This window comes from Camelimonas fluminis, from assembly GCF_014656355.1.
Classification (GTDB): domain Bacteria; phylum Pseudomonadota; class Alphaproteobacteria; order Rhizobiales; family Beijerinckiaceae; genus Camelimonas; species Camelimonas fluminis.
In genome coordinates, this window is sequence record NZ_BNCG01000018.1 from 61,759 (window position 1) to 76,882 (window position 15,124).

General features: G+C 63.9%; 11 protein-coding genes and 1 tRNA gene. 9 read left to right on the top strand and 3 right to left on the bottom strand.

Features of this window, described 5'->3' with window-relative positions:
* Positions 1 to 165: 165 nt before the first annotated feature.
* Positions 166 to 1,482, bottom strand: coding sequence for an MFS transporter (locus IE243_RS16550; protein WP_191320498.1), 1,317 nt, complete (start codon positions 1,480 to 1,482; stop codon positions 166 to 168).
* A 303-nt stretch (positions 1,483 to 1,785) separates the two neighbouring features.
* Here IE243_RS16550 and IE243_RS16555 point away from each other — a divergent pair, with 303 nt between their 5' ends.
* Both IE243_RS16555 and IE243_RS16560 read left to right on the top strand, forming a co-directional pair.
* Positions 1,786 to 2,418 (top strand): TetR/AcrR family transcriptional regulator, encoded by a 633-nt coding sequence (locus IE243_RS16555; protein ID WP_191320499.1) that lies wholly within the window; start codon positions 1,786 to 1,788, stop codon positions 2,416 to 2,418.
* The gene (locus IE243_RS16560) at positions 2,415 to 3,134 is read left to right on the top strand and encodes an HAD family hydrolase (RefSeq protein WP_191320500.1); all 720 of its coding nucleotides are present in this window, start codon (positions 2,415 to 2,417) and stop codon (positions 3,132 to 3,134) included. The genes IE243_RS16555 and IE243_RS16560 overlap by 4 nt, the downstream gene beginning before the upstream one ends.
* A gap of 72 nt (positions 3,135 to 3,206) precedes the next feature.
* Here the strand turns inward: IE243_RS16560 and IE243_RS16565 are convergent, their stop codons facing one another.
* Complete coding sequence (locus IE243_RS16565; protein ID WP_191320501.1) at positions 3,207 to 4,298, bottom strand: ATP-dependent DNA helicase; 1,092 nt, start codon at positions 4,296 to 4,298, stop codon at positions 3,207 to 3,209.
* Between the two features lie 242 nt (positions 4,299 to 4,540).
* Here IE243_RS16565 and IE243_RS16570 point away from each other — a divergent pair, with 242 nt between their 5' ends.
* Positions 4,541 to 4,855 (top strand): hypothetical protein, encoded by a 315-nt coding sequence (locus IE243_RS16570; protein ID WP_191320502.1) that lies wholly within the window; start codon positions 4,541 to 4,543, stop codon positions 4,853 to 4,855.
* Positions 4,856 to 4,912: 57 nt separating this feature from the next.
* Here IE243_RS16570 and IE243_RS16575 read toward each other — a convergent pair whose 3' ends face one another.
* Complete coding sequence (locus IE243_RS16575; RefSeq protein WP_191320503.1) at positions 4,913 to 6,217, bottom strand: mechanosensitive ion channel family protein; 1,305 nt, start codon at positions 6,215 to 6,217, stop codon at positions 4,913 to 4,915.
* 526 nt (positions 6,218 to 6,743) lie between these two features.
* On the opposite strand from IE243_RS16575, the gene IE243_RS16580 reads away from it, so the two are divergent.
* The 6 genes from IE243_RS16580 (at position 6,744) to IE243_RS16605 (ending at position 14,633) form a co-directional block, all read left to right on the top strand.
* The gene (locus IE243_RS16580) at positions 6,744 to 8,702 is read left to right on the top strand and encodes a mechanosensitive ion channel family protein (RefSeq protein ID WP_191320504.1); all 1,959 of its coding nucleotides are present in this window, start codon (positions 6,744 to 6,746) and stop codon (positions 8,700 to 8,702) included.
* Between the two features lie 641 nt (positions 8,703 to 9,343).
* Positions 9,344 to 9,433 (top strand) — tRNA-Ser (locus IE243_RS16585).
* Positions 9,434 to 9,589: 156 nt separating this feature from the next.
* Complete coding sequence (locus tag IE243_RS16590) at positions 9,590 to 10,849, top strand: tyrosine-type recombinase/integrase (RefSeq protein WP_191320505.1); 1,260 nt, start codon at positions 9,590 to 9,592, stop codon at positions 10,847 to 10,849.
* 90 nt (positions 10,850 to 10,939) lie between these two features.
* Positions 10,940 to 11,860, top strand: coding sequence for a hypothetical protein (locus tag IE243_RS16595; protein WP_191320506.1), 921 nt, complete (start codon positions 10,940 to 10,942; stop codon positions 11,858 to 11,860).
* A gap of 93 nt (positions 11,861 to 11,953) precedes the next feature.
* A complete protein-coding gene (locus IE243_RS16600) occupies positions 11,954 to 12,157 on the top strand; it encodes a helix-turn-helix transcriptional regulator (protein ID WP_191320507.1) in 204 nt (67 codons plus the stop codon).
* A gap of 106 nt (positions 12,158 to 12,263) precedes the next feature.
* Complete coding sequence (locus tag IE243_RS16605) at positions 12,264 to 14,633, top strand: DUF3987 domain-containing protein (protein WP_191320508.1); 2,370 nt, start codon at positions 12,264 to 12,266, stop codon at positions 14,631 to 14,633.
* Positions 14,634 to 15,124 lie beyond the last annotated feature (491 nt).

Genomic DNA, 15,124 nt, shown 5'->3' on the forward strand with positions numbered 1-15,124 from the left:
CAGTTGGCTGGCGCGCGGGCTGGAGCCTCGCCACGGCGTGTTCTGTGAAGGGCCGTGAGCGCATCCCGACGGCCAGGAACGGCGCAATCACCACAACAACCGACCGGCAAAGCAATGGCCCGGAGCGGGCGCTCCAGGCCATTGGTTTTGCATTCAGGGGATGGCTCAGGCGGCCGACGGGGCCTCCCGCGCCGGCGCCCGTTTGTCCCGCAACAGAAACACCGAGCCGGCCGCGACAAGGCACATGACGCCAGCAATGTAGAAGGCCGGCAGATAGCTGGCGAGCAGGGTGCGCGACAGCCCCCCGCCCCAGGCGGCGACGGCGGAGCCGATCTGGTGGCCGGCGAAAATCCAGCCAAAAACCAGCGGGGCCTTTTCGGCGCCGAAATAGCGCCCGGCCAGCTTGACGGTCGGCGGCACCGTCGCCACCCAGTCCAGGCCATAGAACATGGCGAACAGCGACAGACCGTAGAAGGTGAAGGCGCTCTGCGGCAGCCACAGCAACGACAGGCCGCGCAGACCGTAGTACCAGAACAGCAGGCTGCGGTTGTTGTAACGGTCGGACAGCCAGCCAGAGAGAATGGTGCCGACGAAATCGAAGGCGCCCATCATCGCCAGGGTCGAGGCGGCGTCGACCTGCGGCATGCCAAAATCGCCGCACAGGGAAATGAAGTGGGTCTGCACCAGGCCGGCGGTGCTGAGGCCACAAATGAAGAAGGTGCCGAACAGCACCCAGAATGGCAGGCTGCGGGCGCTCTCGTTCAGAATGCTGAATGCCCGCGCCACCGCCGTTCCGACGTTGCCAACGCGGACCGGCGGCGGGACCGGCGCCTCGCCCGGACGCAGCGGCGCCGCGCCAAAGGCGCGCTGGCCAACGTCGGCGGGCCGGTCCTGCATGAACAGCAGCACCAGCGCGGCGGCCAGACCCAGGGAAATCATGGTCGGAGCCAGGGCCATGCGCCAGCCGAAGTGCTCGGTCAGCCAGGCCGCGAGCGGCAGGAAGGCAAGCTGGCCGGTGGCCACCGCCGCCGTCAGCAGGCCGAGCACCAGGCCACGGCGCTCCTCGAACCAGCGACTGGCCACCGTGGCGCCCAGCACCATCGCGGTAAGGCCGGTGCCGAAACCAACGACCACGCCCCACAGCAGCACGAACTGCCACAGGCTGGTCGCCACGACGCCGGCCGCCATACCGCCAATCACCAGCGCCAGCGCCAGCACGATGATGTTGCGGACGCCGTAGCGCTCCATGAAAGCAGCGGCGAACGGCGCCATCAGGCCGAACAGCAGCAGGCGAATGGCGAAGACGCTCGACAGGTCTGCGGCGTTCCAGCCAAACTCCCGCGCCATTGGCGTGATGAACACGCCGCCAAGACCAACCGTGCCAGCGATGCTGAGGCTGGTGAGGAAGGTAACCGCCACCACGACCCAGCCATAGTGAAGCCCGCGTCGCGCCAGTGCGTTGGCCATTGTCTGCGCCAGCATGATGTTTCACTCCAGACTGCGGCCACGGGCCGGTAAAGCTGCGATTCGCTCGACACCGGGGGCGGCGGTCGTTATGATGATGATCGTCATCAATTAATGATGACAACCGTCATTAAACGTCAAGGGGCGCCGGCAAGCTTTCTGGCCTCTGGCTCCGATGGCGGGGCAATCCCGTCCGGGCGGCTCCGGACATGAACCGGAGCAGGCTCCCCTGACAGGGGCCCGCCCATGGTTTTGATCTGACCTGTCCGCCGCGACCTTTCCGGCGCGCCCCGGGCAGGACGAGGAAGGCAGGCTTTCATCATGCGCATCAGCAAGAAGAAAGCGGAGGCGAACAAGGCGGAAGTGGTGGCCCAGGCCTCGCGGCTGTTTCGCGAGCAGGGCCTCGACGGCCCCAGCGTCGCCGAACTCATGCGCGCCGCCGGCATGACCCACGGCGGCTTCTACAATCACTTCTCCTCCAAAACCGACCTGCAGGCCTGCGCCCTTGCCCACAATTTTGATCTGGCGGTGGCGCGGCTGGCGCGAATCGGCGCGGGGCCCGACGCCGCGGCCAGACGCACGGCGCTGGAAGACTATATCGCTCACTATCTCTCGCCCAAAGCGCGCGACGCCAGTGGCGCCTCCTGCCCGATGGTCGCCTTCGGCGCCGACGTTTCGCGCGAGGACGCCGAGGTGCGCCGCGCCTATGCGGACGGTCTGGAGCGCTATCTGACCGATCTCGCCCACGCCTTCATCGGCCGTTCCGATCAGGCTTCAGATGGCGACGGGCTGCGACAGGCCCGCGCCCAGGCCATCGCCCTGCTGGCAACCCTTGTCGGCGGCCTGTCGCTGGCGCGGAGCGTCGCCGGGATCAACCCTGCGTTGTCGGACGAGCTGCTGGCGAGCGCGCGCAGCCAGGCGCTTGCCCTTGCCAGCGCGCTGGCGCCCGCATGAGCGGACCGGAACGGAACGACTTCAGACAACCCCTGCGGGGCCAGCCCTGCCGGGGGTTGATTTTCGACTTCGACGGCGTCATCGCCGACAGCGAGATCATCGCCAACCGGGTTCTGGCCCGGCTGGTGACGGAGGCCGGTTTCCCGACGCGGCTGGAGGATTCCCTCAGGCGTTATTGCGGACGGCGCTGGGCCGACGTGGCGCGGCGCGTTGAAGCCGACCTCGGCGGTCCGCTGCCAGCGGGTTTTCAGGCGCAGCTGCTGGACGAAACCCTGGCGGCCTTCAGCGCGGAGCTCACCCAGACCGCCGGGGCGCGCAGCTTCATACGGCGCTTCGCCCACGCGCCGCGCTGCATCGCCTCCTCCAGCGCCATGCCGCGCCTGAGCCATTGCCTGACCCTGCTGGGCCTGGAGAAGTTGTTTCGGGGACGGGTCATCAGCGCCGACATGGCGCGGCGCGGCAAGCCGGCGCCGGATATCTTCCTGCTGGCGGCGGGACGGCTCCGGGTCGCGCCGCGGCGCTGCATCGTCATCGAGGATTCGCCCGCCGGCGTCAGGGCCGGTTGCGCCGCCGGCATGACCGTCATCGGCTTTTGCGGCGGCAGCCATGTGCGCGCCGGACACGCGGCGCGGTTGCGGGCCGCCGGCGCCCACCATGTGGTCGCCAGCTGGCGTGAAGCGGCCCGGCTTACAACCCGGTTGGCGCGTCCCCGATAACAGCCAGTCTGGAAACCTGGCGGCGGGGAACTGGCGAGGGATCATCCCGCCCTGCCAGTGGATCGCCGTTTGTCAGACCACCACCGTCAGCTTGCGGGCCGCGCGGGTGATGGCGGTGTAAAGCCAGCGATGACGGTGCTCGCGAAAGGCATGGCTTTCGTCGAACAGCACGACATTGTCCCATTGCGAGCCCTGGGATTTGTGGACCGTGAGCGCATAGCCATAGTCGAATTCATCCGAACGGCGGCGGATTTCCCATGGCAGCGCTTCCTCGCCGCCCTCAAAGAATTCGCGCAGCACCTTGACCTTGGCCGAGCGGCCGCCGACGTCCTCATCCGGCTGCACGGTGAGCTGCACCAGCCCCTTCGACTCGCCGCGGTTGCTGCGCACCCGGAAAACGCCGCCGTTAAGCAGACCCTTGGCGCGGTCATTGCGCAGGCAGACCAGCTTTTCGCCAACGCCCGGCATGGGGTCGCGGTAGCCAAGCAGCTCGCGAATGCGCCCATTGTAAAGCCGGCGGGTGCGGTTCATGCCCACCAGCACCTGGTCCGCCGCCAGAATGGCCTCGGCGTTAATGTCGCGCCGGGAGATGACGCGGGTTTCGCCGTAGTCGCCCAGGCCGATGTCGCCGCCCTCGCGGGCGATCATCGACAGGCGGACGATCGGATCGTCCTTGGCCTGGCGGTGCACCTCGGTCAGCATCACGTCAGGCGCGTCAGCGGTGAAATAACCCCCGCCCTTCACCGGCGGCAACTGCGCCGGATCGCCCAGCACCAGAATCGGCGTGTTGAACGACTCAAGATCGCGGCCCAGCTCATCGTCGACCATCGAGCATTCGTCGATGATGATGAGGCTGGCCTTGGAAGCGTTGCCGCTGTGATTGATGACGAAGGTGGGCGCTTCCTCCTCCACCCCGCGCGAGCGGTAAATCATGGAGTGGATCGTGGCGGCGTCGGTGCAGCCCTTGGAGCGCATGACCAGGGCCGCCTTGCCGGTGAACGCCCCGAACGCCACCTCGCCGTCAACGCCTTCCGCTATGTGGCGGGCCAGGGTGGTCTTGCCCGTGCCGGCGTAGCCGAACAGCCGGAACACCTGCGGCGAGCCCCGTTTCAGCCAGCGCGCGACGGCGTTGAGAGCGTCTTCCTGCTGCGGCGACCAGGCCATGCCCTACCTTAACCCTTGCTTGATGCGGAATCGGCCCGCCTGTTTACCCTGTGCGCCAGAGGGTGTAGCGCTCCGGGTCTGATAACGCCATCCTTGACACGGCGGCGTTGTCGTCAGAATGGCGGTGGCGAACCTGTCCCGGCGGCGCTGGAGAGTTGCCCCATCTCCCTGGTCTGAAGTATTTTCCCGGCGCCAGACGATGCTTCGCGGGGAAACATGCCGGTCGGCAACGGTTGAGGAAAATGCGCGCGATCCTGAGATTTCTGGGCTTCCTCGCGGTTGTCGGCGGGTTCGTTGCGCTGGTGATCGACGTGACGCGCTATCTGGCCAATGACGCCTGGGCCCCGGCGAGGCTGCAGGGCGCGCTCGACGCCATCGTCACCGATGGCGGCGCCCGCCTCGCCGCCAGCGTTTCGGCAATGGCCGGGACGATGGCCGGCAGCGCGGTGACCATGGCCCTCGCGGCGCCAGCCTCCATCACGGGCCTGATTGGCGGCTTCCTTCTGATGTTCATCTTCCGCAAACCCGGCAGGGACGAGACCGCCCCATTCCAGTGATCTGCATCCGGCGTTCGCATCGATCGCCGCAAGCGCGCGGGTCTCCCGGGAGCTGGATCACCCTGCTTCCGCCCTGATCGCGGCCACGCCAGGCGCCGGATCCCCCATGCGTTCAGCCCGCAGGCGCCGCCCGCCCCCGGCGGCTGTGGCCATGGCCCGCAGATCGGCGCCCGCCGGGCTCTGGAAGACCCGCAGGTCAAACTCCGGCAGAATGGCGTAGAGGTGATCGAAGATGTCGGCCTGGATGCCTTCGTATTCCGTCCAGACCACCGTATTGGTGAAGCAATACACCTCCATGGGCAGCCCCTCAGGCCCGGGCGGCAGTTGCCGCGCCATGATCGTCAGGTCCTGGCGCAATTGCGGATGCGTGCGCAGATAGGCCTCCACATAGGCGCGAAACGCCCCGATATTGGTGAGACGACGGCAGTTGGCCGGCGCGGCGTCGGTCGGCCCGAGCTGCTCGTTCCATTGCAGGATATCCACCTGCTTGCGCGCCAGATGGTCCCGCAGCAGGCGCAGGGAGCCCAGGCGCCGCACATCCTCCGCATCGAGGAAGCGGATGCTGGTCTGGTCGAGGCTCAGGGCGCGCTTGATGCGGCGCCCGCCAGCCTCGCGCATGCCGCGCCAGTTCCGGAAGCTGCCGGTCACCAGCTTGCGGATCGGCACAGTGGTGATGGTTTTGTCCCAGTTCTGCACCTTCACCGTGTGCAGGGCGATCTCGATCACATCGCCATCGGCGCCCTCCCCCGGCGCCTCGATCCAGTCCCCGACCCGCACCATGTCCGTGGATGAAATCTGGATGCCGGCCACCAGCGACAGCAGGGTGTCCTGAAACACCAGGATCAGCACCGCCGCCATGGCGCCGAGACCTGACAGCAGGATCACCGGCGAGCGATCGATAATCGTCGCGATCATCAGCAGCGCCGCGATGACGTAGAGCGCGATCTTCAGGATCTGGAAATAGCCCTTCATCGGCCGTTTTCGCGCCTCCGGACGCCGGTGATAGACGACGTCCACGAGATCGAGAGCGGCGCCGGCGGCCAGCGCCAGGGCCAGCACCACCACCGCATTGGCCACATTGCGCGCCACGGCGACGAATGCTTCAGGCGCGTGCGGCGTCAGCCCGACCCCGGCCGAGATCACCAGCGCCGGCGCCGCCAGCGCCAGCCGCTCCAGCACGCGGTGTCGCCGGAGTTCCGGGTCCCGCCCCAGAGCAGTGCGCGCCATCACCCGGTCATAGCCGCGCAGCAGCAGGCTCTTCATGGCAAAATTCACCACAAGGGCCAGCAGCATGAGCCCACCCACAAAGATGACCGTGTCGAGCCACGGCCATTCCGTCCTGACGTTCAGAAAATCCAGCATGTAGAAATCAATAACCTCTTCACAATTTTGGCGTTCTATTCAAAAAATACCCAACGCCCGGCGTCAGCATACGCAAGGAAGGGGAACATTGGCCAGCCAGCAGAACGCCGCCTCGCGCCAAAAGCATGATCTGGCGCGACGGTGGAGGCCGCCGCGCAGCAGCGGTCGCGGCAAAAACGCCCCCGGCCGGAACGCCATGGCGCCCCGCCTTGCGCCAGCGTGCAACGTCTCGCGCCCGACGATGGCGCGCCTGCCCATAAACCGTTCCGCCAGAAGGAGGCGCGCCCCGCTTGATAATCGCAGGCAGGCGCTTCACAACGAAGGCGGGGAGCCGGTCAGGTCGCGCAGCAGCGAGGCAAACCGGCGCTGGGGGGACGCCAGCCCGGCGCGCGGCGCCGGCGGTTTTCAGGCAAGGCCAACGCCGCCTTGCCCCAAAAGGCTCCGTGCAAGGAACAGGGACGTTTTCAGGGGTGCGCAGGCACAATGAAAACGCCAACAGAATATCGCTGATACAGGAGCGACCGGCGTGGCGCAGGGACATTCCCCAGAAGAGATCGAAACCGACGCGAACGCGGTCGCCGAAGGCGTCAACCAGATCGCCACGCTGCTGCACGAGGGCATTCTCCGCCGCGTTGGCAATATCTATCGGCTCGGATCTGACTGGGCCGACCTGCTGGTCGCCATTCACGCTGACGGACGCAACCCTCTCCTGACCATGCTGGTCGCGACCCTCTCGGCCGCCGGCGGCGTGGCGGCGTTGCTGGTCGCCCGCGAGATCATGGTGCGGCGCGGCGCCCGCTTTGGCAGGCTGCTGCGGGCGACGGGCGCCATCCTGCTCGCCGCCATCGCCGTCGTCGTCGTCAGCCGGATCGTCACCCGGGATGCGCCAACGCGCCAGCTCATCATCCTGTGGAGCGGCGCCGCCATCATCGGCCTTGCGGGGCGGCACGCTTTCACCACCATCCTGTCCGCCAGCTGGGCGCCAGCCGTGGCCCGCCGGCGGCTTCGCACGTTCAGCGAACTGGTGAGCGCCGCCTTCATCTGGGGCGTCCTCGGGCTCGCGACCATATCGACTTTGCGGGGGCTGCACGCCAGCCCGGGCCTGATTGACATCACCACGTCAGCCCTGGTCAGCATACCCGTCGTTATTGTCACCATGTTCGCCTACTGGTGGTTTCGCCAGCCCGTCACCACCGCCGTGGCGGGGCCGCCGCCGAGGACGATGGGCCGGCTCCGCTTCGCCATCGCCTGGCCATTCATTGCGATGGCCGCCGCCCTGGGCACATTCACCGCCCTGCAGATCTCCATCACGGTCGCGCACCCCCTGCCGGGCCTGCCGCTGCTGCTGACCCTGCTGCTGTTGCTGCTGACCCCGCATATCGACGCCATGCTGGCGGAGTGGGCCAGGGAGCGGGAGCGCACCTCGTCCGACAGCGTGGCCCTGACGGCGCTATACCGCACCAGCCGGTTCGCCTTCGTCCTGCTGGCGCTGATCGCCATCGGCTTCCAGTGGGCCCTGCCGGCGCTGGTGGCGCTGGGCGTGCACTCCGGCGAGGCCGAATGGCGTTCCATTTCGCTGGCGGCAGTCGCCGTTGTCGCCGCCTGGGGCTGGAACGCCACCGGCATCGGTTTTGAACGCCTGACCCGCCGGGGACGCCAGAACGCTGCCCACAGCGATGAGGTTCACGCGCCGAGCACACGGCTGGAGACGCTGTTTCCCCTTCTGGGCGGCACGGCCCGCGCGCTGATCGTCCTGCTGGCCAGCCTCACCATCCTGCTTCTGCTGGGCATGAATATCTGGCCCATCGTCACCGGCCTCAGCGTTTTCGGCCTTGCGATCAGTTTCGGTTCGCAGACGCTGGTGAAAGATATTGTCTCGGGACTGTTTTTCCTCATCGACGATGCGTTCCGGATGGGCGAATACATCGAGACGTCTGGCTCCAAGGGCACGGTCGAACGTATTTCCATCCGCTCGGTCAGCCTGCGCCATCCCCGTGGGGCCATTGCCACCGTTCCCTATGGGCAGATTGGCAAGATCCAGAACTTCAGCCGTGACTGGGTGATCGAAAAGCTGGTTTTCCGCGTCGCGTTTGACACCGACGTTGAACTGGTCCGCAAGCTCTTCAAACAGATCGGCGCGAAACTGGCGGCCGACCCGGAACTCGCGGACGACCTGCTGGAAACCTTCAAGAGCCAGGGCATCGCCAATGTGGAGGACGGAACGCTGCTGGTGCGCGGCAAGTTCAAGGCGCGGGCCGGGAAACAGTTCACCATCCGCAGGAAAGTATATCTCGCCGTGCAGCAGGCGTTCCGTGAGAATGGCATTGTCGCTGCGCCCAAACCGGTGATGATGACGTCCCCCGTGTCCTCCACGCCGGCGTCTGAAGCCCCCCCAGCACAACGCGCGGCGGCGCCAGCCGGGACCACGACGGCGGCGCCAGAGCCCCAGCAGGAAACCACGCCGCCTCCCCCGCCAGCCACCTGAAGCCCGCCCTCATGGCGCAGGCGGGCAAGGCTTCCGGATCCGTTGGGTCTAGAGCGCTTTCCGACCAAGCGGAATCGTCTGGTCGATCAGAATTCGCTCAAAATAAGGGAAACTGGAGCAATCCCCGATCCATGTAGATCGGGAATTGCTCCAGCGGATTTTGTTGATCTCCGGGTTTCACTGACGCGGATGGAGGGCTGCCAACGCTGACCTGTATTTCCCACGGGGCGGACGCCGGCGCGCAATTTCGCCGGGCGCGGCCCCGGCGCCTGCCTCAGGCGCCAGCCGGCGCCCGGGAGCCACCATGCGTCAGTCGGGGGCGGCCACAGCACAACTCCGCACGCATCAACCATGGCGCCTCAGCTGGCCGCTGGCCCGGCGGCCGCCCGCGCCACGAAATCATGGCGGCACAAGACATAGGGGCGTCAGCCGGCCACCGGCGAGACTGCGGCTATTGCGGCTGCCGGAGCACGCAACAGGCTGGCGATCCGCAATCGCTCGTGGACAGTCCCCAACGCCAGTCATCGCCCCCTTGCGCTCACCGCATCTTCCGTTATACATCGCCGCCAGAACCGGACGCTGCCCACATGGGCCATGGCCCAGGCCAAGCCGGTTCCTACAGCCGGGCCGCGCCCGGCTCCGGAGGGGTGGCCGAGTGGTTGAAGGCGCACGCCTGGAAAGTGTGTATACGGGCAACCGTATCGCGGGTTCGAATCCCGCTCCCTCCGCCATATAACCTTCCCAGACCTTTTCTGAACGTCCCAGATCGACCGCAGAACCGTTGTCTAGAAGCGGTTTGCATTCCCTCTGCGTCCCAAGCCGTCTAGCATCATCCCACCAGAACGCATGTTCGGCGCTAGGGCCGAAACTGGGACCGGGAGAGAGACATGGCGCGGGCCCTAAATAAGCTCACCGCTCGCAGCATTGCGACGCTGACAAAGCCGGGTCGCCATAGCGATGGCGGCGGTCTCTATCTTGCTATTAGCAATGACGGGTCAAGACGACGATGGGTCTTCCTGTTCAGGTTCGAGGGCTACCAGAAAGAGCTTGGCCTGGGATCAGCAGCACTGGTAACGCTCGCGGCGGCTAGGGAAAAGGCGCGTCAGGCACGCACGCTGGTTGAACAAGGCATCAACCCAATTAGGGCCCGGCAGGAAGAAACCAGGACCGCATCCCTTACCGGCCCCAGTTTCGGCGAGTACGCCAGCGCCTATGTCAACCGGCATAGTCCATCGTGGCGCAACACCAAACATATCGACCAGTGGCGCAGCACGTTGAGCATCCGGAAGGACGACCGGGGCGTATGGATCGACGGCGGCTATTGTCAGGATATCCGAGGGAAGCAGATAGCTGACATCACCCGCGAAGACATTGTGGCGATTCTCGAACCGAACTGGCTAGGAAAGCACGAAACCATGAGCCGCCTGCGTGGCAGGCTCGAAACCATCCTTGCCGCCGCCACCGCCGACCGGCACAGGTCCGGAGAAAACCCGGCTTTCCTCCCCGGCCTGAAGCACCTGCTGCCGAAGCCCCAAAAGATTGCCGCTGTCCGGCATTTCCCGGCCATGCCTTATGCCGACGTACCGGCATTCATCCAGCGTCTGCGTCTGGTCAGGGGCATGAGCGCGCTGGCGCTGGAGTTTCTCATCCTGACCGCCGCCCGCTCCGGCGAGGTTCGCGGCGCGACGTGGAGCGAGATTCATTTGGCAGGCGGATTATGGACTATCCCTGCCGCCCGCATGAAAGCCGGCGTTGAACATCAGGTTCCGCTCACTGACCGGGCCATCGAGATCCTGTGTTTGGTCCGCCAGCTTCAACCCGTCGGAGAAACAACAGACGCCCTTGTTTTCCCTGGCCAGAACAGGGGACGACCTCTCAGCGACATGTCGCTCACGGCGGTCATGCGTCGTCAGATTGATGGCGAGTTCACCGTCCACGGATTCCGCAGCAGCTTCCGCGACTGGGCCGGCGACTGCACGCCGTTTCCACGTGAGGTCTGCGAAGCCGCCCTTGCCCACACCACCGGCAACGCCGTCGAGCGGGCTTACCGGCGTGGGTCTGCGCTGGAGAAACGCCGCGAGCTTATGGACGCATGGGAACGGTTCTGTACGCGGAGCGTCTTGATTGAACCTGCGCTCGCTGGATGAGGCCATTGACGTTGCGGGCAGGCCGGGGCGCTACAATTGCTACTTTTGCGGCAGCTTCAGCATGCATTGCAAAAACCGATGGCAGGGACAATGACGGAAAACAAGAGCAAGACGCAACCTCCTCCCAACACACGCCGGAAAGGCGCGCATGCCGTCGACATGTATTTGGTCTCGGGCCTGGTAGGAGAACTGGAAAGCGGCGCGGTGCTTTCGCTGGAGAACAGGGCGAGGCTCCTAGCTGAATTGAGAAAGCTGCCAGACGGCAAGGCATTCAGGGACGATGGCGACTTTCTTCTGGACTTTCCACAAGGCCGGGGACGACCGAAACGCGGAGATTCATGGGAGCAGATGTCCGAGGATAGCCACAAAAGTAGCGCAGCCGAATATTATATCTCTCTCTGCAACGATCTCCCACGTCAAAGCGCTAGAAATATGCAGAAGGCGCGCGATTATTATAGCCGCACAACAGGTCGAACAATCGTCCCCTCAACTGTACAAGAATTCGCCCGTAAAATACGCAGCTCCGGTCAGCCAACAAGACCGAGCAAGTATTTTGAATTGCCTGAGACGCCAAATGCCGATCGCCCCCATGATCCAGATCACACCGCGAAGGCTGAGGCCTATTATGCGGCCTATGCCGAAATTGCCGGGGCAATGGAGGCCTTCGACGACAGTTGGGACAAACATGTTTCTGAGGTCAATGCGTCCAAGCCTGTTGAGGACCTGCTTGAGGAAGGGCACTGGCACTCAATGACTGTCCGCCGCCATGTTGCGACCGAAACAGGCCGGACTCAGGCGCGAAAGGCGGCAATTAGTCTTGCCCCCTGGCTGTGGCGCACCTTCAACGCTCAGATCATGCCGCCCGAACGAACCAAATGGGCAACGGAAGTGGACAGAACCGAAATATGGAGGGCCTTAGTGAATGGCCTCCTGAGGGAGTTGGAGGCGACGCTACAACCGGTCGCGGCCATCGAGCAAGCGGATACTGATCCGAAAAAACCCACACCGTGACACCATTTTATCGGACCAAACGCTTGTTGCCGGGCCCGGTTTGATCCTCATTATTGCTAGCCGTCACAGCCCATCGTTTGACGGATAGTCCAGATGAAAGAACATACTCCTACCTCCTCCCCGGGCACGCCGCGCGCCGTGCGCTTGCCCGAAGCCATGCACATGACTGGCCTGAGCCGGGGCTCGCTCTATCGCGCCATCGCCGATGGCCGGCTGCAATCGATAAAGATTGGCAAATGCCGGCTCTTCCTGCTCCCGGACATTGAGCGGTTCCTGAACGCCGGCCGCGACACCTGAGCCCCCGGCAAAACCAGCATCAGATTCATCACATATGATCCGCTGGCGCTATTTCAGCGCAGCGGCACATGCCTGCTCGACGCCTGTCCTGGGCGAAGGAGTTTTTATGTCTGTCGTGAACAGCGAAACCGGAAATGCCCGGACTGCTCTCAGTCTGAGCCGTGCGGGACTCTACATTTTCCCGTGCAAGCCTGACAAGAAACCGCTGGTAAAATGGTCGGAAGTATCGACCAACTCTTCCGAGCAGGTAAGGGATTGGTGGCAGCTGTGGCCAGATGCGCTGGTCGGCATCAACTGCGGCCGGAGCGGCATAACCGTACTGGATGGCGATCGCCACGGCGATGGGCCCGACGGCGTGGCGGCGCTCCAGGCCCTCTGTGGTGGCGACTTTGCCCGTCTGGGTTGCCCAATGTCCCTGACGCCGAACAATGGCCTGCATCTCTACTTCAGGGCACGCGATGCGGCACCGCTTAGCAACTCCCGCGGCGATCTGCCGGATGGCGTCGATGTTCGGGGCAATGGCGGCTACGTCATCGCGCCGGGAAGCGTGTTGCCAGATGGCAGAGGCTGGCAACATCAGGATGGTGCTCCGACCTTGATAGAGTGCCTTCAAGCCGCATGTCTGCCCATGGTTCCCGACAACATCATGGAGCTTGTCGCTGCCCGGCGGTCGGCGCGGACCTCACCGGCCCTGAAGCATGGCACAGAAGGGGCTGCGGAAAGCGCCTCCAGAGAGCTACAGGAAGCAGTCGAGGAACTGTCAGCAGCGCTCAAGGGCAACCGCAATGATACCCTCAATGCGAAAGCCTTGCGGATGGGCCGGCTCGTGGCACACGGGCATCTGCACGAGGAGACAGTTTGCGAGGTCTTCATGCAAGCCTGTCAACGTAACGGTCTCATCCAGGATGACGGCGTTGCGGCCTTTAACGCGACATTCGACAGCGGAATGAGGGCGGGCATGCACAAGGCCGGGTTCGACGCAAGGGTGGCCAGCGAAATCGAAACCGGAATCCCGGCTGAGGAAGGGCCTCAGCCGTTTGTTCGCCCAACAGGCAGGTCGGCAGCATTCCCGCTGGATGCCCTGGGAGACGTACTTGGCCCGGCAGTTGGGGCGATTATGGATATCGTACAGTGTCCACCTGCACTGGCCGCCCAGAGCGTGCTGGCAGCCGCCAGCTTCACAGTACAGGCCCATGCGGATGTCGCGTTTCCAGTAACACAGCAGGTCAAACCATGCAGCCTGTTTCTGATCACTGTTGGTGAAAGCGGCGAACGCAAATCGGCCGTGGACTATTACGCACTCCGGGCCATCAGGGAACGTGAAAAAGAGCTTCTGGACGACTACGCTGATTTGCTCAAGGAATACAGCAAATCAAAGAATGTGTGGGAAATCCAGCGCAAGCGGCTGATGACGGCTAAAAGCGATCAGGAAAAGCTGAGCCAGAAACTTGACCAGTTGGGAGAAGAGCCAGAACGGCCACTATCTCCTATGCTGACCTGTGGCGAACCGACTTTTGAAGGCCTGTCAAAGCTGCTGGCTGAGGGGCAACCCAGCATGGGACTGTTTTCCGATGAGGGCGGCGCCTTCATCGGCGGGCACAGCATGTCTGCTGAGAATCGCCTCCGCACTGCTGCCGGCCTGTCCAATGTTTGGGACGGAGCGCCCCTCAAGCGCGTGCGTGTGCTGGACGGATCCAGCACCGTTCCCGGCAAGCGCGTGTCCCTGCATCTCCTTGCACAGCCGGAAGCCGCCAACATCCTCCTTGGCGATCCAATTTTGCGAGATCAGGGACTCCTGAGCCGACTTCTGGTAAGCGCCCCAACTTCAACAGCCGGAACGCGCCTCCAAAAGGATCCGTCGCCAGATTCATTCAAAGTGCTTGAGATCTTTGATGGGCGACTTTTCAGAATACTCAGGCAGCCGTTCCCTCTGGCGCTGAAGACGCGGAATGTGCTCCAACCCCGGGTAATCCAGCTTGATGAAGATGCCCAGGCTGCATGGAAGCAATATGCTGACAGCGTGGAGCTACGCCTTGGCGAGGGGAAACCCTTTGAGGCGATCAAGGGCTTTGGAAGCAAGCTCTCCGAACATGCATTGCGCGTTTCTGGCGTGCTCACCCTCATTGAGAATATTCACGCCGAAAAAATCAGCCTGCATAATTTCGAACGGGCGACCCGGCTCGCGGATTACTATGCCACCGAGGCCCTCCGACTGCTCGGCGTTGGACAGGTTGACCCAGCTCTTCAGGGGGCAGAACGCCTCCGCCAGTGGCTGATGTCCCACGCCTATGAACATGTGAGCGTGCGCATGTTAATCCAGCGCGGACCCAACAGCCTACGGGACAGCAAGAACATGAGCGCCGCAATAGATATCCTCGTGAAACACGGCTGGCTGCGCCCGGTTTCCGGAAAGGTTGAGATAGATGGCAGAATGACGTCGCGGGCATGGACGGTCATTCGTGAAGCGGAGAGATGAATGTCGCAAATGTCGCGATTGTAGCGGTGGAGGGGACCGCAATGTGGGCCGGCGGGAAACCGCCGGTCCTTTCGCGCGCCCGGGTTACCCTCGGGGAGCGAGGTCATCCTGACAAATGGCCTGCATGCCTTACAATCGCTATCAGGCTGGTTGTCGCGACCCGTGAAACCCATGGAGAGATCGTCTCAGCCGGCCTTATCAGGTTAATTTTCGTTGCTACAAGCACAACCTCCCGGCTAACTACCTGTTATGTTAATGGCAATCCTGATGGGTGACATGACAGAAGACGCGATGTTCAACACACCAAAGGTTGCGGTACCTGACGTTAGCCAACGCTAATTCATCAACACCATACTGCTGGCAGCGTGATTGTACTTCATTGAAATAATTGCATATTTCGGAGCGCCCAATCTGATTTTCTGCTACCTCAACGTAAGCGGTGTCCCGGCGCCACCTTTCGCTCTGGGGTGCGAATGGTGATGCTCGAAGCG

Excerpts from the sequence above, each read along its gene's own strand:
- IE243_RS16550 (WP_191320498.1), bottom strand. The coding sequence starts at position 1,482 with ATGCTGGCGCAGACAATGGCCAACGCACTGGCGCGACGCGGGCTTCAC.
- IE243_RS16555 (WP_191320499.1), top strand. The coding sequence starts at position 1,786 with ATGCGCATCAGCAAGAAGAAAGCGGAGGCGAACAAGGCGGAAGTGGTG.
- IE243_RS16560 (WP_191320500.1), top strand. The coding sequence starts at position 2,415 with ATGAGCGGACCGGAACGGAACGACTTCAGACAACCCCTGCGGGGCCAG.
- IE243_RS16565 (WP_191320501.1), bottom strand. The coding sequence starts at position 4,298 with ATGGCCTGGTCGCCGCAGCAGGAAGACGCTCTCAACGCCGTCGCGCGC.
- IE243_RS16570 (WP_191320502.1), top strand. The coding sequence starts at position 4,541 with ATGCGCGCGATCCTGAGATTTCTGGGCTTCCTCGCGGTTGTCGGCGGG.
- IE243_RS16575 (WP_191320503.1), bottom strand. The coding sequence starts at position 6,217 with ATGCTGGATTTTCTGAACGTCAGGACGGAATGGCCGTGGCTCGACACG.
- IE243_RS16590 (WP_191320505.1), top strand. The coding sequence starts at position 9,590 with ATGGCGCGGGCCCTAAATAAGCTCACCGCTCGCAGCATTGCGACGCTG.
- IE243_RS16595 (WP_191320506.1), top strand. The coding sequence starts at position 10,940 with ATGACGGAAAACAAGAGCAAGACGCAACCTCCTCCCAACACACGCCGG.
- IE243_RS16600 (WP_191320507.1), top strand. The coding sequence starts at position 11,954 with ATGAAAGAACATACTCCTACCTCCTCCCCGGGCACGCCGCGCGCCGTG.
- IE243_RS16605 (WP_191320508.1), top strand. The coding sequence starts at position 12,264 with ATGTCTGTCGTGAACAGCGAAACCGGAAATGCCCGGACTGCTCTCAGT.